Annotated in this window: 22 protein-coding genes; 5 read left to right on the top strand and 17 right to left on the bottom strand. The window is 52.4% G+C overall.

The window, feature by feature from the left end; all coding sequences use genetic code 11:
* Window positions 1–69 precede the first annotated feature (69 nt).
* Window positions 70–1,290: an MFS transporter gene (locus tag KZ483_RS10700; RefSeq protein WP_220352631.1), complete on the top strand. Its 1,221-nt coding sequence runs from the start codon at window positions 70–72 to the stop codon at window positions 1,288–1,290.
* A 64-nt stretch (window positions 1,291–1,354) separates the two neighbouring features.
* Here the strand turns inward: KZ483_RS10700 and abc-f are convergent, their stop codons facing one another.
* Window positions 1,355–3,076, bottom strand: a complete 1,722-nt coding sequence (gene abc-f / locus KZ483_RS10695; protein WP_220352630.1) for a ribosomal protection-like ABC-F family protein — start codon at window positions 3,074–3,076, stop codon at window positions 1,355–1,357.
* 410 nt (window positions 3,077–3,486) lie between these two features.
* Complete coding sequence (locus KZ483_RS10690) at window positions 3,487–4,113, bottom strand: O-methyltransferase (protein ID WP_220352629.1); 627 nt, start codon at window positions 4,111–4,113, stop codon at window positions 3,487–3,489.
* Between the two features lie 119 nt (window positions 4,114–4,232).
* Here KZ483_RS10690 and KZ483_RS10685 point away from each other — a divergent pair, with 119 nt between their 5' ends.
* Window positions 4,233–5,384, top strand: a complete 1,152-nt coding sequence (locus KZ483_RS10685; RefSeq protein WP_258881640.1) for a THUMP domain-containing class I SAM-dependent RNA methyltransferase — start codon at window positions 4,233–4,235, stop codon at window positions 5,382–5,384.
* 82 nt (window positions 5,385–5,466) lie between these two features.
* Window positions 5,467–7,449: an LTA synthase family protein gene (locus KZ483_RS10680; RefSeq protein ID WP_258881639.1), complete on the top strand. Its 1,983-nt coding sequence runs from the start codon at window positions 5,467–5,469 to the stop codon at window positions 7,447–7,449.
* A 126-nt stretch (window positions 7,450–7,575) separates the two neighbouring features.
* Here KZ483_RS10680 and KZ483_RS10675 read toward each other — a convergent pair whose 3' ends face one another.
* The 6 genes from KZ483_RS10675 to KZ483_RS10650 all read right to left on the bottom strand — a co-directional run bounded on the left by KZ483_RS10675 (window position 7,576) and on the right by KZ483_RS10650 (window position 12,434).
* Entirely contained in the window at window positions 7,576–7,797 is a 222-nt protein-coding gene (locus tag KZ483_RS10675) for a YuzB family protein (RefSeq protein ID WP_220352628.1), read from the bottom strand.
* A 41-nt stretch (window positions 7,798–7,838) separates the two neighbouring features.
* Entirely contained in the window at window positions 7,839–8,141 is a 303-nt protein-coding gene (locus KZ483_RS10670) for an iron-sulfur cluster assembly accessory protein (protein ID WP_220352627.1), read from the bottom strand.
* 145 nt (window positions 8,142–8,286) lie between these two features.
* Window positions 8,287–8,538, bottom strand: a complete 252-nt coding sequence (locus tag KZ483_RS10665) for a hypothetical protein (protein WP_220352626.1) — start codon at window positions 8,536–8,538, stop codon at window positions 8,287–8,289.
* Between the two features lie 133 nt (window positions 8,539–8,671).
* The gene (locus tag KZ483_RS10660) at window positions 8,672–9,889 is read right to left on the bottom strand and encodes a M14 family metallopeptidase (RefSeq protein ID WP_220352625.1); all 1,218 of its coding nucleotides are present in this window, start codon (window positions 9,887–9,889) and stop codon (window positions 8,672–8,674) included.
* 264 nt (window positions 9,890–10,153) lie between these two features.
* Window positions 10,154–10,963 (bottom strand): glutamate racemase, encoded by an 810-nt coding sequence (racE, locus tag KZ483_RS10655; protein WP_309568661.1) that lies wholly within the window; start codon window positions 10,961–10,963, stop codon window positions 10,154–10,156.
* A gap of 172 nt (window positions 10,964–11,135) precedes the next feature.
* Window positions 11,136–12,434, bottom strand: a complete 1,299-nt coding sequence (locus tag KZ483_RS10650) for an alpha-glucosidase/alpha-galactosidase (protein WP_220352623.1) — start codon at window positions 12,432–12,434, stop codon at window positions 11,136–11,138.
* A gap of 180 nt (window positions 12,435–12,614) precedes the next feature.
* On the opposite strand from KZ483_RS10650, the gene KZ483_RS10645 reads away from it, so the two are divergent.
* Window positions 12,615–13,484, top strand: a complete 870-nt coding sequence (locus tag KZ483_RS10645) for an AraC family transcriptional regulator (protein ID WP_220352622.1) — start codon at window positions 12,615–12,617, stop codon at window positions 13,482–13,484.
* Window positions 13,485–13,626: 142 nt separating this feature from the next.
* Here the strand turns inward: KZ483_RS10645 and KZ483_RS10640 are convergent, their stop codons facing one another.
* The 6 genes from KZ483_RS10640 to KZ483_RS10615 form a co-directional block, all read right to left on the bottom strand.
* Window positions 13,627–14,031 (bottom strand): YtxH domain-containing protein, encoded by a 405-nt coding sequence (locus KZ483_RS10640; RefSeq protein ID WP_220352621.1) that lies wholly within the window; start codon window positions 14,029–14,031, stop codon window positions 13,627–13,629.
* 349 nt (window positions 14,032–14,380) lie between these two features.
* The gene (locus KZ483_RS10635; RefSeq protein WP_220352620.1) at window positions 14,381–14,869 is read right to left on the bottom strand and encodes a DUF948 domain-containing protein; all 489 of its coding nucleotides are present in this window, start codon (window positions 14,867–14,869) and stop codon (window positions 14,381–14,383) included.
* A gap of 191 nt (window positions 14,870–15,060) precedes the next feature.
* Window positions 15,061–15,684 (bottom strand): histidine phosphatase family protein, encoded by a 624-nt coding sequence (locus KZ483_RS10630; protein ID WP_220352619.1) that lies wholly within the window; start codon window positions 15,682–15,684, stop codon window positions 15,061–15,063.
* 201 nt (window positions 15,685–15,885) lie between these two features.
* Entirely contained in the window at window positions 15,886–16,551 is a 666-nt protein-coding gene (locus KZ483_RS10625) for a helix-turn-helix transcriptional regulator (RefSeq protein WP_258881638.1), read from the bottom strand.
* Between the two features lie 156 nt (window positions 16,552–16,707).
* The gene (locus tag KZ483_RS10620) at window positions 16,708–17,133 is read right to left on the bottom strand and encodes a DUF86 domain-containing protein (RefSeq protein ID WP_220352618.1); all 426 of its coding nucleotides are present in this window, start codon (window positions 17,131–17,133) and stop codon (window positions 16,708–16,710) included.
* A 46-nt stretch (window positions 17,134–17,179) separates the two neighbouring features.
* Complete coding sequence (locus KZ483_RS10615) at window positions 17,180–17,467, bottom strand: Dabb family protein (RefSeq protein WP_220352617.1); 288 nt, start codon at window positions 17,465–17,467, stop codon at window positions 17,180–17,182.
* Between the two features lie 63 nt (window positions 17,468–17,530).
* Between KZ483_RS10615 and KZ483_RS10610 the strand changes: the two genes are divergently transcribed.
* Window positions 17,531–17,890 (top strand): hypothetical protein, encoded by a 360-nt coding sequence (locus KZ483_RS10610; RefSeq protein WP_258881637.1) that lies wholly within the window; start codon window positions 17,531–17,533, stop codon window positions 17,888–17,890.
* Between the two features lie 37 nt (window positions 17,891–17,927).
* Here the strand turns inward: KZ483_RS10610 and KZ483_RS10605 are convergent, their stop codons facing one another.
* The 3 genes from KZ483_RS10605 to KZ483_RS10595 form a co-directional block, all read right to left on the bottom strand.
* Window positions 17,928–18,311, bottom strand: coding sequence for a cupredoxin domain-containing protein (locus KZ483_RS10605; RefSeq protein ID WP_220352616.1), 384 nt, complete (start codon window positions 18,309–18,311; stop codon window positions 17,928–17,930).
* Between the two features lie 123 nt (window positions 18,312–18,434).
* On the bottom strand, window positions 18,435–18,809 hold the full coding sequence (locus KZ483_RS10600; protein ID WP_220352615.1) for a YhjD family protein: 375 nt from the start codon (window positions 18,807–18,809) through the stop codon (window positions 18,435–18,437).
* Between the two features lie 141 nt (window positions 18,810–18,950).
* Window positions 18,951–19,343, bottom strand: coding sequence for a phage holin family protein (locus KZ483_RS10595; RefSeq protein WP_397376169.1), 393 nt, complete (start codon window positions 19,341–19,343; stop codon window positions 18,951–18,953).
* Between the last annotated feature and the right edge of the window lie 87 nt (window positions 19,344–19,430).

Here is a 19,430-nt window from a genome sequence, read left to right as displayed (position 1 = left end):
CTGCCCTTCTATGATATACTGTCTTTATTGTGTTTAATGAGTCAAGCAGCAAGACGGGAGGGCCTTACTATGGAACAATGGAAGAAGAACCTGGCCGTCCTTTGGGTGGGACAGTTCCTCGTTATGGCCGGAATGACGATGATTATTCCATTCATGTCGCTGTATTTGCAGTCCGAAGGCATAGGACTTACGAACCCGCACGAAATCGCCACGTGGGCGGGCGTTATTTTTGCGGGAAACTTTGTGACAGCCTTCCTGTTTCAGCCTCTATGGGGCAAGCTGTCCGACCGTTACGGGCGAAAAATGATGCTGCTGCGTTCAGGGTTCGGCATGGCGATCGTAATGGCGCTCATGGGCTTTGCCACCTCGCCCTGGCATCTGCTGCTGCTGCGGATGGTGAACGGGACGATCTCCGGCTTTAACCCTGCATCGATTTCGCTCATATCCGCCACGACTCCGAAAGACCGGATGGGCTTTGCGATGGGGACGCTGCAGTCCGGCGGTATCGCGGGCACGATACTCGGACCGTTCATCGGCGGATTGTTGGCCGACCAGGTCGGCTTCCGTCCTATCTTCTACCTGACCGGGACACTGTTGTTTCTCGCATCGCTGCTGGCTTTGTTTGTCGTCAAAGAAAGCTTCGACCGCGCGTCCGCCGCGAAACGGCCGAACGTATCGATCGCCCACGGCTTCAAGCTGCTCGGACGGATACCGCAGCTCAGCTCGTTATTCGCCGTAACCTTTCTGCTCCAGTTCGCGATGATCGGACCGATGCCGCTGATGCCTCTCTATGTTCAGCAGCTGCACGGGTCAACCGTTAATCTCGCTTTCTGGTCGGGTTTCGTTGGTTCAGCGGCGGGACTCTCAAATATGATTGCCTCTCCGCTTCTGGGGCGGCTGAGCGATCGGATCGGACAAGAACGCGTGCTGGGCGTCTCGCTTATTGGTGCTGCACTTCTGTTCATCCCCCAGGCTATGGCGACGTCGGTGTGGCAGCTTCTTCTGTTCCGGTTTATTCAGGGAATATTCCTCGGGGGCCTCATCCCTTCCGTAAATGCGCTTATCCGCAGGTTCACGCCGGACGGAATGGAGAGCCGCTCGTACAGCTTCAACAGCAGCACGCTCAGTCTCGGCAACATGATCGGTCCGATTGTCGGCGGGGTAATATCGGGCTGGATCGGTATCGGCGGCGTCTTCCTTACATCAGCGGCACTGTTCGTTATCAATGCCGTCTGGGTTTGGCGGACACTTATTCGAGCGGCTGTGCGAAAATACCCGGCGGCACAATAAACTGCGCCGCCGGGTGCTCATCAGTTCCTCCAAGAACCGCGCCGCCGAGAAACAGAGCTGACGTTTATCCCAGCGTCAACAACTCTCGCTTGCGGGCTACAAGCCGCTTGAACTCGGCGTCGAGCTCAGCCGGATCTTCGCCAGGGCGGAGAACCGACAGCCGGCCGAGCGTTTCGGTGATCGCCCACTCCAGCCGGAGCAGCTCGAGCCGGATTTCCTCGTCCGCTTCTTGCGAAGCTTTGGCAGAGGCTGCTGCTCCGCCTGGACCGGCTTGCGCCGAATCCGGCTCATCCCCGTGTGCATTCAATTCCCACTCTCCATCCCTCAGATACAGCTTATGTGTTGCTACCTTTCGAACGAATGTCTTGTCGTGGGATGCGAACAATATCGTACCGGGGTATTGTCCTAGCGCCTCCTCAAGGCTTTCCCTTGCGAATAAGTCAAGATAATTGGTCGGCTCGTCAAGCAGAAGCGTATTGTATCCGCCGAGTAGCAGCTTCGCAAGCGTAGCTTTGACTCGTTCCCCGCCGCTTAGCTCGCTAACATGCTTGAGCGCATCCTCACGCTTGAACAGCGTTCGCGCCAACACGGTCCGCACATGGGTTTCATTGTAGTTTGTCGTTGCCATGATGTTTTGCAGCACCGTCTTGCTCTCATCGAGCAGCGTAAGATTTTGCCGGAAATATCCCATTCGGCAGCTTGGCGAGAACGTGACGCCCTTCACCTGCCCCGCGATCATCTGCAGCATCGTTGTTTTTCCTGCACCGTTTCGTCCGAGCAGGGCGATGCGCATGCCGGGTCTGACATGCAGGTTCAGCCTGCGAAACAGCACCCGGTCGCCGAATTCCGCTGTGAGCTCTTCGATACGCAGCACATGCTTGCTGCGGCAGGACTCATGGGCTGAGGCATCGAACAAGGGAGCCTCTTCGTCCCGCGGCTTTTCTTTAACCTCCAGCCGCGATAATCGCGACTCCAGGCTTTTCACCTTGCGGTGAAGGGACATTTCGGCGCCGTCACGCTTGCAGATGCCGAGGTTCGCCTCTTTATAGCTCATCCGTCTCGGCTTTTTCCGTACTCCCCTGGCTGAGTCCATGACCTCGGCAATCGCCGTTTCAAGGCGCGCTCTGTCTTTCGCATACTGCTCGTACTCGAAACGTGCACGGGCGATGCGGGCTTGCTTCTCCCGGCGGTAGTCGGAATAATTGCCATCGAATAAAGTAAGCTTGCCGTCTTCCAGCTCAATGATTTGGGTACAAACAGCGTCAAGCAGCGCCCTGTCATGAGATACGAGCACGACAGCGCCGTCATAGGCTGCGATAGTATCCTCAAGCTGCTTCGTGCCTTCAGCATCCAGATGGCTCGTCGGTTCGTCCGCTATGAGCAGCTCCGCTCCGGTCGCCATTAACGCGGCCAAGGCCAGCCGTGTCCGTTCACCTCCGCTGCCGTGAGCTTCAGCCGCCTCTTCCTCAGGGGCGGCCCACCGCTTGGCCGCTTCCGCTTCGCGTTCCGGCGCTGCACCCGGCATCGCCGTCTCCCGGGCCGCTTGCTTACCGCCGCGGCTGCCGGCCGCCTGCAGCAGCTCGGCGGCCGTACATGAACGGATAATCCGCCCTCCGTCCGCCTCCATCCGCCCGGCAAGTATCGCAAGAAGCGTCGATTTGCCCGCCCCGTTGCGTCCGACCACGCCGATTCTGGCCGCGCCTTCGATCAAGATGCGTCCTTCCTGCCGAAAAAGCAGACGGTCGGCGATATATTTTTCGATTCCTTCAATTGTCATCAGCTGCATAAAAAAACCTCCCCAGTTCGATTAGCTCGATCTGAAGGAGGATTCGCTCATTTGTGTCCATGGAAATCCGGTTTCACGGCTTGCAAGCCTTGCCGCACTTTGGAAGCTGCGTGTGAAAACGGGATCAGGCCGCCGGTATGCGAAGGAGCGGTCAAAATAATTCATCTTGAACGCAAATACGGGTGTTTACCGGCAGGGTATGGAGTGAAATGGACAAACGAATCCTATCTTCAGAACATGTACACCGTATGAAATATACGATCGTGCGTGTCTAAAAAGGATTAGTTATCCATGCTCCTGTTACCTTGCCTTTCCCGCTGTGGGCGCTTGTAATGATAACCATTATATAGGAGCCCCGGAAGATCCGTCAACCGCAACCGCAAGCGTAACCAAACATGTGAACGAAGCCGTTATTTCACCATAGCCACTGCAAGCCCGTCGTAAGCCGGCAGCAATGTGCCGATTAGCCGCTTGTCAGTAACCATTCGTTCGTTAAATTGACGCATGGCGATGACAGACGGACCCGATTTCTCCGGATCGGTCGTTTTGCCGTGAAGAAGCGCATTATCGCCTGTAATAACCGCACCGGGATTGGCCAGCTTGATGGCATATTCCAGGTAAAGCGGATAGCTTTCTTTGTCCGCATCGATGAAGAAGAAGTCGAACTTCCTCCCTTCCCGTTCAAGAAGGGACAAATTCGCTTTCGCATCGCCGACGATATATTCGGCCAGGTGCCCAAGTCCAGCCGCTTCCAGGCTGCCTCGGGCTACATCGGCATAGTCCTGAAGAAGCTCAAGGGATGTGAGCCTGCCCCCATCCGATAATCCCCTTGCCAGACAAATGCCGCTATATCCGCCGAGAGCGCCGATTTCAAGCACATTCCTCGCCCCTGACATACGGACAAGCATCGTCAGTAATCTTCCATACCCGGGCGCTATCGAGATCTCCGGCATTTCATGCTCTCGAATTGTCTTATGTACACGCTCCAAATCGGCATCCCTACCGAGCAGCCGCTCCACATATTGCTCTGTAGACATCGGTCTCATTCCCCTTCCCAGCTATAAGTTTGTATTGCCACCTTCGTTTGTCCTATACTTGATTGTATGATTTTCGGTGAACGGAAACAACCAAAGAAGCGAAGCGGAGTGAACATAACTTGGAAAAGCTGCAGTTGATTGCAACATCCCCTATGGGACTTGAGGCGGTAATCGCGAGGGAATTGAAGGATCTTGGATATGACGATGTAAGAGTCGAGAACGGCCGAGTCAACTTTACCGGCGGGCCCGCCGATATTTGCCGCGCCAACCTTTGGCTGCGTACATCAGACAGGGTATTGGTGAAAATGGCCGAATTCCCGGCGCGTACGTTCGAAGAATTGTTCGAAGGAACGAAGGCGGTCGATTGGGCGGACTGGATTCCGGGAGACGGCGAGTTTCCGGTTGAAGGCCGCTCGCACAAATCGCAGCTTACCAGCGTGCCGGCATGCCAAAGTATTGTGAAGAAAGCCGTTGTTGAGAAAATGAAAGCGACATATGGGACCGAATGGTTCCCGGAGGACGGCGCGAGATTCGTTATCGAAGTGTCGCTGCTTAACGATATGGCTCTGATCACGCTCGACACGACTGGACCCGGACTGCATAAGCGCGGCTACCGCAAGCTTGTAACAGAGGCGCCGCTGAAGGAAACGATGGCGGCGGCAATGGTGCTGCTCAGCCGCTGGCGCCCCGAAAGGCCGCTGTACGACCCTTTCTGCGGGTCGGGCACGATTCCGATCGAGGCCGCTATGATCGGCTGGAACATTGCGCCGGGCCTGCGCCGTTCGTTCAACAGCGAGGGTTGGCCGCTTGTCCCCGAGGAGCTGTGGGAAGCGGCGCGCGAGGAAGCATTCGACTCGGTGAAGGACGATATTCCGCTTTCAATCGCAGGCTCGGATTTCGATCCTGCCGCGATTGAAGTGGCCGAAGCCGCCGCGAAGAAGGCGGGCTTTGCCCGCGACATCAAATTCAGCGTCCTCCCGATCGCCAAAGCGAAGCCGGAGGGCGACTACGGCTGCATTATTACGAACCCGCCATATGGAACCCGGTTAGGCGATGAAGCGGAAGCGGAGAAAGCGCTTCGCGAGCTTGGACGATTTGCGCTTTATTTGCCGACCTGGTCCTTCTTCGCAATAAGCCCGTCCAAAGCGGTAGAGCATTATTTCGGCCGCAATGCGGATAAGCGGCGGAAGCTGTTCAATGGCCGGATCGAATGTGCGCTGTACCAATATTTCGGGCCGCTTCCTCCTTTTCCGGGTAAGGAAAAGCCTTGATTCTTGAAAAGATCGGACAGTGTAATATAATTGGGAGGAGAATTATTGACATTTCGTAAAGACAGAGAGGATTACACTGCTAATGGCTGGATGGTTACAACCTGTTATGCGGCGCGCAGCGAGTGCGGCGCTTGGCATGATAGATCGGACGAAGGGCATTGACCTGTTTTTGTTTTACGTGTTAATGATGGCGAAGCTCGTTTTATTCGACCGCTTTGTCGATGTGCCGAATATGAGTATGGATGTGGACGACGTATTTGTCGGGCTGGGGACGCTGGCACTCGTTTCATTTTGGACGCTGTGGCTGCCGGTTCGCGCACGTGTGACCGTACTTGCGCTGCTTAATATGGTGCTGACGATTATCGTATACGCGGATCTGCTGTACTTCAGGTATTTTCAGGATCTTATTTCGATTCCGGTTCTTACACAGGCCGGACAAGTCGGCTCGCTCGGCGAAAGTATCGGCTCTCTGCTTACCCCTGCCGACATATGGTATTTCATAGACTGGGTGTGTCTGATTCCCCTCGTGTTATATTTAGCCTTCCGAAAACGCAAGGCTCGGGCGCAGGTCTCATTCGTTAAGCCGAAATGGGTGCGCCGGTCGTTAATGAGAATGTCGCTGAGCATGATTGTTTTTGCGACCGGACTCACGCTCGTCTTCGTTCCTGTCAACATGGCGACGCGGACCTGGGCGGCCGGACTGTTCGCCAGCAATTGGTGGAACATGTCGCTCTATAACATTACAGGCGTTATCGGCTTCCACGGCTATGATATTTACCGCTTCGGGAAAGAGCGCTTGTTCATGGATAAAACGGTCCCGGCGGAGCAAGTCAGCGAAGCGGAGCAGTGGTTCGGTGAGCGCGGCGCCGTCCGAAAACAGCTGGAAGATGACCCGATGTTCGGTAAATATAAAGGCATGAACGTCATTATGGTACAGCTAGAAGCGTTCCAAAACTTCGTTATCGGTCAAAAAATAAACGGGCAGGAAGTAACGCCGAACATGAACAAGCTGCTCGGAGAATCAATGTACTTCAAAAACTTCTATCATCAGACGTCCCAGGGCCGTACGTCCGACGCCGATCTGGCGGCGAACATTTCGCTTCAGCCCCTGCCGACCGGATCGGTATTCATCCGCTACCCTCAGCACCAATACGACAGCATGCCGTCCGCGTTGAAGGACAACGGCTATACGACGGCCGCCTATCACGCATATGACGGCGGCTTCTGGAACCGCAACACGATGTACAGTGCGATGCGCTACGATGCTTTCTACAGCAAGAAAAGCTTTAAAATCGATGAGCCGCTTGGTTGGTCGCTCGGAGACAATTCGTTCTTTCAGCAATCCGTGGATCTGATGTTGAAGCAGAAGCAGCCTTTCTATTCGTACCTGATCGGATTATCCAGTCACCATCCGTATACGATTCCGGAGCGCGCCCAGTCATTGGACACCGGAGAATTCACTGGAACGATATTCGGCGATTATCTGCAATCCGTCCATTATGTAGACGCTTCGCTCGGACATTTGGTGGAGCGGCTGAAGGAGGAAGGGTTGTGGGACAAATCCATATTCCTGTTCTATGGCGACCATGATAATTCGATCAGGGAATGGGAGCCGTTTGAGAAATTCCTCGGTAAGCCGCTGAGCGAACTGGAACGGCTGAATATTCTGAAGCAAGTACCGTTATTCGTTCATATTCCCAATGGCGACCGCTCAGGGGTATACGAACAGGTAGGCGGGCAGCTTGACCTAACGCCGACCATCCTGCATCTGCTTGGCATTTCAAGCGCGGACAAGTATATGATCGGTACTCCGCTCGTAACGGAAAAGCCGCTTGAGGGCAAAAAGGTCGTGCTTCGCAACGGCAGTTTTACCGACGGCCAAGTGTTCTATATTCCATCCGAGGATTTGCTGCCTGAGCACGATAAATGTCTCGATTTCGCGAGTGCGGCTCCCCTCGAGACGACCGTCTGCCAAGCCGGTGCGGACTATGCCCGCGATGAGCTCACTCATTCCGATCTGGTTATTGAACATAACCTGATTAAACATTACCGGAAACAGCCTTAAAGCCGATAGCCCGTCTCTGAAGATAGGTCAAGCTTCTTCTCTCAAAATTATAAGCAAAGTATACTGTAACCTTATACTTCCTCATAAAAGAATCCCCGCTGATTGTTTAATCAGCGGGGATTCAGCTTATTTCACATATTTGCGGGCCTTCTCGATCGCTTCGTCCTCCGTAGGCGCCGTAACATAACGCCCGTTAATGAAAATAAACGCGAAGCGCGAGCAAGGTCCGCAGTACGACTTGCAGCCAACGCGAATTTCCGCGTCTGGAGCCATCTGCTGCAGCTTTGGCAGCATGGTCTTCGTACGGATATGTTTACATTTGTCGCAAATGCGAATGTCGTTAGCCATCGTCTGTCTCCCCGCTTTACTTTCCGGCAGCAACCTGCTCCTTAGTGATCGCCGTGGTTGCCTTTTGTCGGGTTGGAAATGACGAAGCCTTCCTTAGGCAAATAAAAATAATCGATCTTCACGCCGTCAAGCAGCTCGGCACCCTTCTCCAGTACAACGGTTATTTCCTTGTCGGTTTCAACGACCTCGTCGTCAGCGCCGGCATCGTCCATTCTCATTCCATAATGCGCATGATCGCCATGCGAGTGGGTAACGTAAATACGCAGCAGTTTCCCTTCATTCTCGGGCTTGTCCAGCTCCTGACGCAGAACCTTTGCTGCGTTACGCGTTATTTTGCATTTCATCGTCATGTTCCTCTCCTTATCCCGCTTCCGTTCACAACCGGGAACAGCACCCAAGCCGGAAGTATCCTCAATAAATCATCTTTCCTATTGTAATGAAACCTTGCGGTTTATTCAAGCCGCTTTGTCTCCCGTTTAAAGAAGAATTCTATTGCAAACGGTTGCCCGGCTGTTCCCCGTATTTTCGTTCCATGTACCGGGTATACCATTCCGCGGCGATCATCGTCACCGCAATGTCATCGATCGGCAGAAACGGTATGAAATCAGGCAGGACCCAGTACAGCAGGACGGGCACCGCATATAGAAGCTTGTCCAGCAGCCGGACTTCCCGCGAGGCGAGCAGGCGGAATATCCGGACAAACACATGACGCCAATGGCGAAGCGAGAGCAGTTTGCTCATAATGGCAGTCTCCTCAGGTTTTTATGGCGAAACATCCCATCACTCGAAGAAAGAGTTAAATCTCCCTTCAGGAAACGTACGCTTCCGCCCATTATAGCATACCTTAAGACCAGCCGCCCGTCAGCCACCGCCGTTATTGCTTCAACCCTGCAGCGGCTTCGAGTGCGGCAATCAGCAGAGGGCGGACTTCATCGTACAAATCCGCAAATGATTCAACAGGCAGCGGATTCACGCCGAGTCCGACTTCGACGGTGAAACCGGGTTTACGGAAGTCCTGGATAAACCAGTCCTTAAAGCCGGCATCGCTCCCCTGCAGCTTCACGGACTTATAGCCCGCGGCTTTCGCCAGCCTGCGCGCGATCCGTTCGGATTCCGGCGGCTCATATCCGCGGTAATTCCAGTAAATTTCTTGTCCTTGCGTGTGCAGCGCCACGACAAGATCGAACCGCTGCTCACGGGTAAATTCGGCCAAAGCCAGCGCTTCGGGTTCGGTGAGCGGTGCTTCCCCGGGATAGTCGCGAGGACCCGGCCCATCGGCGCACCTTCTCTCGACCTCCTCTTCCCAGAATGCGGGAAATTGGTCGTTCAGATCGACTCCGCGGATGTTAGCCTTCCATTTCATGAAACGAAAGGACTGCCTGTTCCACGCAAGCAGCTCGGTATAGTGCGGATGACCCGGCCGAAGCCCTTCCTGGACCAGTTCGACTCCGTCGGGATTCACCATCGGAACGAACCATACGGTTACCTTCTGAAGCAGCCCGCGGATGTCCGCACCTCCAAGCTTGCCGCCCAATGCGCATGCTTTGGCCGCATCCTCTGCAAAGGTCATCAGCAGCGTGGAAGTAATCCACTCATTGGCATGCATGGATGCGCTGAACTGGATGGTGCGAGGACCTTCTCCCAGCCTGATGGCAGGAAGCGGCTTACCCATCACACTGTTCCCGATTACAGTCATTTGCAGAAAAGGGTATTCACTTTCAAGTATTTCAAGGTCCTTTGTCAGCTCTTTATATCCGTATTCGGCTCGAGGATCGACAATCCGGTGGTAGCCACCCGCCGGCACGGTGAGCAGCTGCCCTGGTACTGGTCGCTTCGGATCCAGATGAGGATTCGAAGCAATAAGGGCAGTAACGGTAACTGAGAAAACAGACGCAAGCCGAAGGATCGTATCGCCCGGCTGAACGCAGTATACGGTGATGCTCTGCGCCGGAATTGACAGCAGCAGACCGGGCAGAAGCTGCTCTTCCGGAGAAATCCGCGGATTTGCGGCAATAATGGACGCTGAGTTGACCTCAAACCTTCGCGCGATGCGCAGCAGCGTGTCACCAGGCTGTACGATATAGGGAAGCATCACAAACCTCCTTTTTGAACATGCTTTCACGAGCGGTTCGCTCCTTCTAGTCACATGCTATGCAGGGCAGGTTTAGCGCATACCAACCTATTGCCGGGACGAAGAGAAGGTCGGCAAGAGAAGCGGCTGTCGGCCAGCACGGACCAACTCCATGGGTGCTCCTTGCACCTTGGTTCTGTGCAGCGTAGTATAGCGAAAAACTATAAAAAAGAGCGGCTCCATCGTCCTAATGAACGATTGGAACCGCTCCCTGAACCGAAGCTGTCAGCCGATTTGGGGCACTTGCCAGACCACCGGTGTCAGTTCGATCTGTTCGCCAAGCCATTGCTGCGCGATCGTTTTGAACATGCGGGCATCCCCGCTGCAAAAAAATTGGTGCACCGGAAGCTCGTCATTTCGCGCAAGCCGGTTGCGGTCATACAAAATGGTACTGATCTCACGCGCTGTCTCATCAGCCGAACTTATCAAATTAACGCTGCTGCCCATCACTTCGGAAATCGTGTCAACCAGAAACGGATAATGGGTGCATCCCAAAATCAACGTATCAAGTTTTCGCGATCTCAACGGTTCAAGCGATGCGCTTACTGTTTCATAGGTTTCTTGCGAACGGAAGTTACCCTGCTCCACAAGAGGTACGAAACGCGGGCAAGCCAAGCTGATCACTTCTATGTTCGGCGACAGCTGCTTAAGCGCTTGCTCGTATGCGCCGCTGCGGATCGTGCCTTCCGTTCCGATGACGCCCACGATTCCGGTTTGGGTCCGGCCGTTTGCGGCACGGGCACCAGGATGAATAACGCCGACTACCGGTATGGCAACTCGGGAACGTATGTCATCCAGTGCAACCGCTGTCGCAGTATTACAAGCGATAACGATCATTTTCGGACGAAATTGAACCAAATAATCAACGATTTCCCGGGTGAACCGCGTAACCTCTTCTGCAGGACGCGGACCGTATGGTGTGCGGGCCGTGTCTCCAAAGTAGATGATTTTCTCCCGTGGGAGCTGGCGCATTACTTCACGAACGACGGTTAGGCCGCCTACGCCGGAATCCAATATTGCGATCGGTTGTTGCACATACACACCGCTTTCTTGTACGTTTTGGCTGGACATCAATAGAATATGAATGCGGGTATAAAAAGGTACCTACATCTTAGCGCAAAACCGGACAAGGTTCAACAATAACAGAAAGCCGGACCCCTTTCTTCGGGATCCGGCCGAGACTGCGGTACATGTAACTGCCCCGACTCTAACGGTATGCGGGCAGCCAATCCCCGTGAGCTTCAATTAAATCATCGCACATTGCTATGATGTCATCCATTGACAGCTCCGCCCCCGTGTGCGGATCAAGCATCGCAGCATGATAAATATGTTCGCGTTTGCCTGTAATGGCCGCTTCGATCGTCAGCAGCTGCGTATTGATGTTCGTCCTGTTAAGAGCGGCGCATTGCGGAGGGAGGTCGCCGACATAAGTCGGAGTGACGCCGCTGCTGTCTACAAGACACGGCACTTCCACGCATGCTTCGCGCGGCAGGTTCGTAATCAGTCCCGTATTCATAACGTTGCCGCCGATTTTAAACGGAACATTCGTCTCGATTGCTTCGAAGATATAGGATGCATACTCGTGAGTGCGCTCGTGATGAAGCTCCGAATTGTGAACAAGGTCCTGCTTCAGCTTCTTCCAATTATCGATTTGCTCAATACACCGGCGCGGGTATTCATCCAGGGGTATGTTGAAGCGATCGACCAGCTCCGGATAACTCCGTTTGATAAAATACGGATGATATTCCGCATTGTGCTCGGACGACTCGGTAATGTAATACCCGAAATTCAGCATCATTTCAAGCCGCACCATATCCCAGTGCTTCTCTTGTTGCTTTTCCCGGGCACGGCGTTTAATTTCAGGATATAAATCGACGCCGTCTCTGGACACCTCAAGCAGCCATGCCATGTGGTTAATTCCGGCAATTTTCGATTTAACGCCCGTTTGGTCCATGCCCAGGTTCTCAAACAAGCCTTTGACGCATACTTGTACGCTGTGGCACAGACCGACAGTCTTAATGCCTCCTTGCGTGTTCATCACGTTTGTCAGAACAGCCATGGGATTCGTGTAATTCAGGAACAGCGCATCCGGACATACCTCCTGCATATCGCGTGCAAAATCAAGCATAACCGGTATCGTGCGCAGATTGCGGAAAATGCCTCCTATGCCGACCGTGTCCGCAATCGTTTGGCGCAGGCCGTATTTTTTCGGAATTTCAAAATCGGTTATCGTGCATGGGTCGTAACCGCCGACCTGTATGGCATTCACTACATATTTCGCACCGCGAAGCGCTTCCTTACGATCTGTGTATGCTTTAATGACGCTTGTGCTTCCGCTCGTGTTTTTGATATGACTCAGCATTGTTTGAGATTCCGAAAGCCGCTCCGGATTAATATCGTAAAGCGCGAGTTCAAAACCCTGAAGCGCCGGGGTCATTAAGCAATCCCCTAACACGTTTTTCGCAAATACCGTACTGCCAGCACCGATAAATGTAATTTTGGACATGCTCATCCTCCTCGATTGGTCTGACTGATGTAAGCGTTTGAATCCGTTTATCTACTTCATAATATAGAGCAGAACCCAATCTTTTGAGTATGAATTATTGCATGTTTAATATGGACATTTGTAGTTTATTGAGATAGTCTTTATTGTAGGAAGATAAGCTAAAGAAGGGATGACAGCCATATGGTTGTTGATCATTATAAAATTTCGGCCGGCTCGAACACCCAGCCTGCGCATGGCGAACTGACCGTTCTCTTCAGCGGCGAAGGGAAGCCGTTCCCGGCCCATCAAATCGGTCCTGCTGTTCACAACTATTACCTTGTCCATACGGTTATGTCCGGCAAGGGAATATTTGAAATCGACGGGAGGCGGTATGAGTGCGAGAAAGGCGACACCTTCTTTATATTCCCGGATGTGCTCTTCACCTACGCAGCCGACGCCGAGGAGCCTTGGCATTATCGCTGGGTTGCCTTCAAGGGTCATCTGGCGGAACCGCTGCTGCTAAGCTTAGGGATTACCCCGGCAAATCCCGTCATCCACAGCGATAATATCCGCCGGTTCACCAGTCTTTACCGACGCATGCAGGTCACTCTGGAGCGGAGCGTGCATCCTGAGCTGGCAGATCTGGAAGCAAACGGACTGCTGCGAATACTGCTGAAAGAATTCGGCGAAGTAAACGCGAGCAAATTGATGTTTAATACGCCGACGGTTGTGCCGGATATTGAGAGGCAGATTAAACAGGCTGTCCGCTGGTTGTCCTTCCAATACGCCGAGCAGGTCTCAATAGAAGACTTATCCCGAAGGCTTGGCTACCACCGGACACATTTGTCCAAAATGTTCAAACAGCTTACCGGCGTCTCGCCGATACAATTTCTGCTGAAAGTGCGAATGGAAAGAGCTAAAGAGCTTCTCGTCGGCGAGATCTACCTGTCTATCGATCAGATTGCTTCTTCGGTAGGCTACGGCGACGCTCTTTATTTCTCCAAGCAATTCCGCAAAACATACGGGGTCTCGCCTACGGAGTACCGCTCCCGGAGACGCGGGGTACGCTAACCGGGCAAGCTCAGGCAGCAGACGCCTCGTGCAGCTTCATCTCAACATTTAAAGGGCAGAGCCGTAAAACTGGCTCTGCCCTTTAGTCAGGTGCACAAATCCATTGCCTGCTTCGTCGATGAGCGATTTGCATTTCGGTGTCTCAGGTTATCGACTGCAGCTCTTCCGATTTGCTTTCTATGGATTGGTTCTGCTCGTCTTCTCCGCCTTCCGCCGATTCATCACTTTTTGAATTGACGGCATGATTGTCGCCTCGAGATGTGCGCCAGCCGCGGACTCCTTCGATAACACTTCCGGCTGTCTCTTTGGCTCTTCCGGCAGCATTGGAGGCGGTGCTGCCAACCTGCTTGGCGATACGTGTTGTGGTATCACTGACTTGGCTGGCTACACGAACTGTCCGCTCCCCTACCTCCTGCGCGCCTTCCGCAAGATCCTTGCGAATTTCGCGTCCGGCTTTGGGCGCCAGTAAAAGCGCTGTGACCGAACCAATAATTCCTCCGGCGATTGCGCCGAACATAAAGCTTTTCCTTTGATTTCCCTTTGCCATAGTAACTCGCTCCTTTTGCTGCAACCGTGAGACGCTAGCTCTGTGGCGGCTCGGTGTTGTCAGTTTCATCTGCAACCGTTAGACGCGGGTTCGCTGCGGCTCGGTTGTCAGTTTCATCTGCAACCGTTAGACGCCGTTATACTGCGGCTCGGTTGTCAGTTTCATCTGCAACCGTTAGACGCGGGTTCGCTGCGGCTCGGTTGTCAGTTTAATCTGCAACCGTTAGACGCGGGTTCGCTGCGGCTCGGTTGTCAGTTTCATCTGCAACCGTTAGACGCCGTTTTTACTGCGGCTCGGTTGTCAGTTTCATCTGCAACCGTTAGACGCCGTTTTTACTGCGGCTCGGTTGTCAGTCTTTAGTATCGTGCCCTTCGCCATAGTCCGAACATGCAGAGGAGGAACTGTTTTCTTTTCGTTTGGCCTGCCAAAATTGCCATGCCGCATGGCCGATTTCGGCCCAATCTAGCGCATCGGCGATTTGCCGCCGATATTTGCCTCCGGCCTTCGCCACATACCGCTCTGTCGTATCCGAAAGCGCGCCGGATAACCTGCTTACCGCGTCAGCGACCTGATCCGCTGCATCGCCGATGCGCCTTGCCGATTCGAATACCCTTGTGGCTGAATCCAGCTGCCGCTGCACTGATTTAACTGTGGCCGAAGCGGGCTGGATAAACTGTGTGAACTGATCCGCGGTCGTCTTCGCATGACGCTCCAGCGCTTCCGCCGTCTGCAGCAGCCTTAGCAGCTTACGGTCCGCTGCGCGGAGCCACAACAGCACACCAAAAACAAGCATTACGAAAGCCGCGACGAAAGCGGCCGCAAGCCATGTCACTGCCATCCGTTGTTCTCCCCTCCGGGCTGAAGGTACTAGACGAATGCCCAATTCGTAATGTCATTATAGTCAGCATGAGCTTGACTTGATACAATGAAATAAGAATAAAAACCCGGTGAAGTTAAAGAGACTTGGACCATTGACCTGAGGCGATGTTTGACTGGCAAGAGAAGTGAAATGCAGAAAACGTCGTTTATTTAAACAATGTGGTCAGCTTGTTCAGCTAAATGTTCTACCGATGCAAAGAAATCTAATTTATAATTTCTGTTCTCATATATTAATTTTGTTATCGAGCACTCGGGAATAAGGCCGCTTTGCACCGCCACAAAATTGGGGTGCCATTGATTTAGCTGCTTCTCGGAAAATGTATAAACCAGAAAATCAGTAATTAATCCTCCATGTGTAACAATTACAATGTTACTGCCAAGAGGATGTTTCTTAGCCGCTTCCGATAAAAACAAGGATAAGCGTTCGCCAGCCTGCTTCGCGGAATCGCCTATGGGCGGCATATACTCGGGATCATGCGTGCATCGCTCCCACATGGCGACAAATTCTACAAATGGTTGTCCAGGTAAATCTCCCCAGTTTGCCCGTTCCCGCAAACGAATGTCCTCCGAAATAGTTGATTTCGTTTCGCATGCAATATATAAGGCGGTTTCTTTTGCCCTTCGTAGCGTACTTGTGACTATCGCTGCTATCGGCAAGTTACAAAAATATCGGGCCGTCGCTTGCGCTTGCAACCTTCCCTTGGCGGTAATTGGTACATCTCCAATCGCCTTTTCTTTTAAAGCATGTCTTACAAGAAAGAAAGTTGTATTCATCCAACCAAGCCTCCTTCTGATACTGATAATATTAGATAGTTATCTAATTTGATAATGATATAATGGCATTTTACTGCTTTTTCCTGGGCTTAGGCAATAGGTCATTGTAATTATCACAGATCCCATTCAAAAAACATACAAACAAAAAAACACCGGATACTTAGTTCCCGTGTTTTAATGGCCAAACTCTATTTGTCCCCTTCATGCGCCGGTAATGCGGTAGCTGCATTTTCCTCCGCCTTTAGCCAGGCATTCCGTTCGTTCAACCTCGGCGCCGAGCAGCTGCCGAAACAGCGCAAGCTCGCAATGGCACGCTTGCTGATAGCGGCCGGCCACCCGGGAAATCGGACAGTTGTATTCATGCAGGATGAAGCTATCGTCATCGTTCTCCAGTTGAACCATATATCCGCCGTCGTTCTGAATAGCGGCAAGCTCAAGCACTTTATCCTCTAGCGATTTGCCTTCCATGCGCGAAGCGTATCGCTCGATCAGCTTTCGCTTACGTCCCTCAAACAGACGGTCCACGAGAGCGGCGGTTTCAGGGTTGTCTTCCAGTTCTTCCAGAAGATCAAGCGCAAGCACATGATAATTTTTTGGAAATAAATGCTCGGCCTGCTCCGTCAAGCTAAACATATGCGTCGGTCTTCCCATCGCTTGCCTCACCACGGTCGGCCGAATGAGACCGTCGCGTTCAAGCGTGCTTAAATGGCGTCGCACCGCCATTTCCGTAATTTGCAGCCTCTTGGCCAGATCGCCCGCATTCATCTTCCCACTAGTCTTGAGCAGCATGAGTACGGTCTGGCGCGTTGAGCCATCATGCCGGACCGGCAGCTCCTGCTTCGCAATCGGATCTCCTGCTTGTTCCACCCCTGTCACCACCTTACGCGTTCGCCCGATAGTCCGGGACGGAATATTTACGCTCCGTACATCTTTATAATAGCGTCATTTTAACGCATTTTTGTTTTTTCGTAAATCGTTTAGCTGGCAGCAGATTCATAACCGCCCTATCGGCTTTATATGCTTCTATGAACCCAGCTCTTGTGCCACATAGTATTCTACCGCATTTTTAAATCGAACCAGTACTTCAGGTATCGTCAGTGTCAGCGGATGCAATTGATTTCTTGGCCATTCATAATAATCCTGGACAAGCGGCCTGCGCAATCTGACAAGCTCCTGAAGGAGTGCATGCAGCTCGGTGGGAAAGACGCCTTCTCCCGCAATAATGTCCACGATATCCTCGTAGCTGCTCGCATCTCTCATAATAAAGCCGTCAATCAGGAAACTTCCGATATCGGTTACCGTTTCGATCGCCAGATGCAGTGCGCGCTCTTGGGCAAGTCCGTTAAGCAGACTGCCATCCCACTCGGCTTGGAGCGTACCCAGAGCCCTTACGATGTCCGGTATGGTGTCCAGTCTTGCCGATAATTGTTCGCGATTTACAAAATACATCCAATAAAACCCCTGTCTGTTCGATCTGCTTGCAGCTTGATCTTCTTTAGCTTTCGTAGTCGACGCTTGCCGAAGATTCCCGCACTTCACTCATATGCTCGATTACTTTCTTATGGACGGGGTGAATCTGGTATGCTGCAAGCGCATCCATTGACGCGAACTTTGTAACAAGCGCAATGTCGAATGAGCGATCGGAATGAAGCACGTCCGTACCGACTTCGATCGACAGAAGCTCTTCGATTTTCCCCTCCATATCCCTTAACACCTGCACCGTACGTGCAATGCTCTCCGGCGTGCGGTCCTTCAGCTTAAATAGTACAATGTGAGTAATCATACGCAATATCGCTCCCTCGTTTTGTTTATTTTTAATGCGGGCATACGCATGGCGGATGCCCTTTTGTCACATAATAACCCAAGCTGCCGCGCAACGGCAATCATTTTACTGACAACCGGGCTGTATAACCGGCCGAAGCTAACGGTTAAAGGAGATCTGTCACCCATGCGTTATCCGGTTACGATAGTTGCAACGCTGATCGGCGTCGCTTTATGTTTATATAACTTTACGGGATACGACCCGCACAATATGGTCTTCTTTATGCTCAGCGTACCGGGCTGGTTCGCCGATTTGTTTATGGATATCCATGACTTGAATGTGATCCTGATGTATATACTTACAATCGCCAGCTGGGCGCTGCTCGGCTTCTTCTGCGATTGGCTCATACACAAAGGCAGGCGCAGGGGAAGTACCCGCGGTTAAAGCTAAAAAAGGAGCCGCTCCCGGCTCCTTTTGTCTGTTATTCCACAATAATGACAGATTTCATATCAGCATGGCCTACTCCGCACATAACGGAACAGTGTATTGGAAACGTTCCTGCTTTGTCAAAAGTAACTTCCTGCTCCAGCTTGTCGCCTTGTAGGTCGATTCCCAAATCCGGAATCGCAAGACCGTGGATGCCGCTTTTATTTACGAGCTTCAGCAGTACTTTATCGCCTTTTTTCACGTGGTATTCCTTCTGGTCAAATACGAAGTCCTGGCTTGCTTCCACTTTCATCATCGTAACGCCAGGCGGCAGAGTCGCTGCTTCATCTACCGGCTTCTTAGGAAGTTGTGTTGTCAGCAAAAAAACACCCAATACCGATGCCGCCGCGAAAACGACGAACATTATCCACTTATGCATTGCTCTTGCTCCCCTTTGTCATCAGAATGTCTCTCCCTATATTACCTAAGATCGTCCGATGTTCTCAACCTTAAACTGTATAAAGGGGTAAACTTTTTTCGTTTTTTGACAAAACGATGAACGTTATTTGGTCATATACGCTTTTAGAAGCCGTTCAGCTTCCGCCTTGACGAACGTCCAAAGCATGGTAAATGAATGATGGCAGCCGCGGCAAGCGTAGGTAGTCGTCAAAGCATCACTGCCGCGCTTCCCGTCGTACACTTGTATGCCGCTGTCCCGAAATTGCTTCCGCAGCGCTGCCAGCTCCAGCAGTACCCGGTCCTGCAGTCCGCGCAGCATGGACTCGTATACTCTGGGCAGCTTTGTCGCCGCGGAGCCGACAATACGTATATCATGGTCAAGAATCCTCATAAGAATTCCAAGCAGCACATAATGCTTCACAAGCTCCAGCTCTTTACCGATTTGAACAGGCGGCAGAGAGTCGATGTCAACGGCCATATAGAACCCTCCAGCATAATAAGAACATTTGTTCTCATTATAACTCAGCCGAATCCCGGATGCAAGGAGGAGCGTGCAGGTGAAATGAGGAAAGGCCATCCCCTCGAAGGATAGCCCCATATATGGAAATTATTCAGCCGGTCATTTTTTGTTTTTTAGCACTTCAATGAGCTGGCGCAGCCTGTCCGGTATCGGAACGCCAATACGGCCGAGATTTTCGGTAATGGAAATGAATTCGTTGGCCAGATAGAAGTAAATTGCGCCGCCCATCGCTGAGTTCTCCACCTCAAGCAGAACGTCGATCCGATGGGCCAGCAGTATAACGAGCAGCATAATGCCTTTCTTCGCAAGTCCCCATGAACCGATGGCGCTGTTTAAACCTCTCTTCTCCTTCAGAGCGGCAGCTATTCCGGTCAAATAATCTACTCCCATTGCGACAAGCAGCAGTGAAAGGGACTCCGACCACAAGCCGTAAGCGAAAGTAATCAGAGAGCCCATTAGCGCTGTTACCGAGCAAACCATCAATTGTTGCACGACCATCCCCCCTCATATGGAAATATGCTATACCATATGCGGGATGGAGCAAGGTTGTCCGTTTGGCTGTACCGCTGTTAAACGCAC

It is taken from the genome of Paenibacillus sp. sptzw28 (assembly GCF_019550795.1).
Classification (GTDB): Bacteria; Bacillota; Bacilli; order Paenibacillales; family Paenibacillaceae; genus Paenibacillus_Z.
The sequence above is the reverse complement of the archived record's forward strand: the minus strand, read 5'-3'. Positions and strand labels throughout refer to the sequence as shown.

Bases quoted from the DNA above. Each gene is read 5' to 3' on its own strand.
- KZ483_RS10640 (WP_220352621.1), bottom strand. From the start codon at position 14,031: ATGGCAAAGGGAAATCAAAGGAAAAGCTTTATGTTCGGCGCAATCGCC.
- abc-f (WP_220352630.1), bottom strand. From the start codon at position 3,076: ATGCAGCTGATGACAATTGAAGGAATCGAAAAATATATCGCCGACCGT.
- KZ483_RS10670 (WP_220352627.1), bottom strand. From the start codon at position 8,141: ATGAAATGCAAAATAACGCGTAACGCAGCAAAGGTTCTGCGTCAGGAG.
- KZ483_RS10680 (WP_258881639.1), top strand. From the start codon at position 5,467: ATGGCTGGATGGTTACAACCTGTTATGCGGCGCGCAGCGAGTGCGGCG.
- KZ483_RS10630 (WP_220352619.1), bottom strand. From the start codon at position 15,684: ATGAATACAACTTTCTTTCTTGTAAGACATGCTTTAAAAGAAAAGGCG.
- KZ483_RS10605 (WP_220352616.1), bottom strand. From the start codon at position 18,311: ATGCATAAGTGGATAATGTTCGTCGTTTTCGCGGCGGCATCGGTATTG.
- KZ483_RS10600 (WP_220352615.1), bottom strand. From the start codon at position 18,809: ATGGCCGTTGACATCGACTCTCTGCCGCCTGTTCAAATCGGTAAAGAG.
- KZ483_RS10620 (WP_220352618.1), bottom strand. From the start codon at position 17,133: ATGTATTTTGTAAATCGCGAACAATTATCGGCAAGACTGGACACCATA.
- KZ483_RS10690 (WP_220352629.1), bottom strand. From the start codon at position 4,113: ATGTCTACAGAGCAATATGTGGAGCGGCTGCTCGGTAGGGATGCCGAT.
- KZ483_RS10645 (WP_220352622.1), top strand. From the start codon at position 12,615: ATGGTTGTTGATCATTATAAAATTTCGGCCGGCTCGAACACCCAGCCT.
- KZ483_RS10650 (WP_220352623.1), bottom strand. From the start codon at position 12,434: ATGTCCAAAATTACATTTATCGGTGCTGGCAGTACGGTATTTGCGAAA.
- KZ483_RS10675 (WP_220352628.1), bottom strand. From the start codon at position 7,797: ATGGCTAACGACATTCGCATTTGCGACAAATGTAAACATATCCGTACG.
- KZ483_RS10700 (WP_220352631.1), top strand. From the start codon at position 70: ATGGAACAATGGAAGAAGAACCTGGCCGTCCTTTGGGTGGGACAGTTC.
- KZ483_RS10660 (WP_220352625.1), bottom strand. From the start codon at position 9,889: ATGCTTCCCTATATCGTACAGCCTGGTGACACGCTGCTGCGCATCGCG.
- KZ483_RS10615 (WP_220352617.1), bottom strand. From the start codon at position 17,467: ATGATTACTCACATTGTACTATTTAAGCTGAAGGACCGCACGCCGGAG.
- KZ483_RS10665 (WP_220352626.1), bottom strand. From the start codon at position 8,538: ATGAGCAAACTGCTCTCGCTTCGCCATTGGCGTCATGTGTTTGTCCGG.
- KZ483_RS10635 (WP_220352620.1), bottom strand. From the start codon at position 14,869: ATGGCAGTGACATGGCTTGCGGCCGCTTTCGTCGCGGCTTTCGTAATG.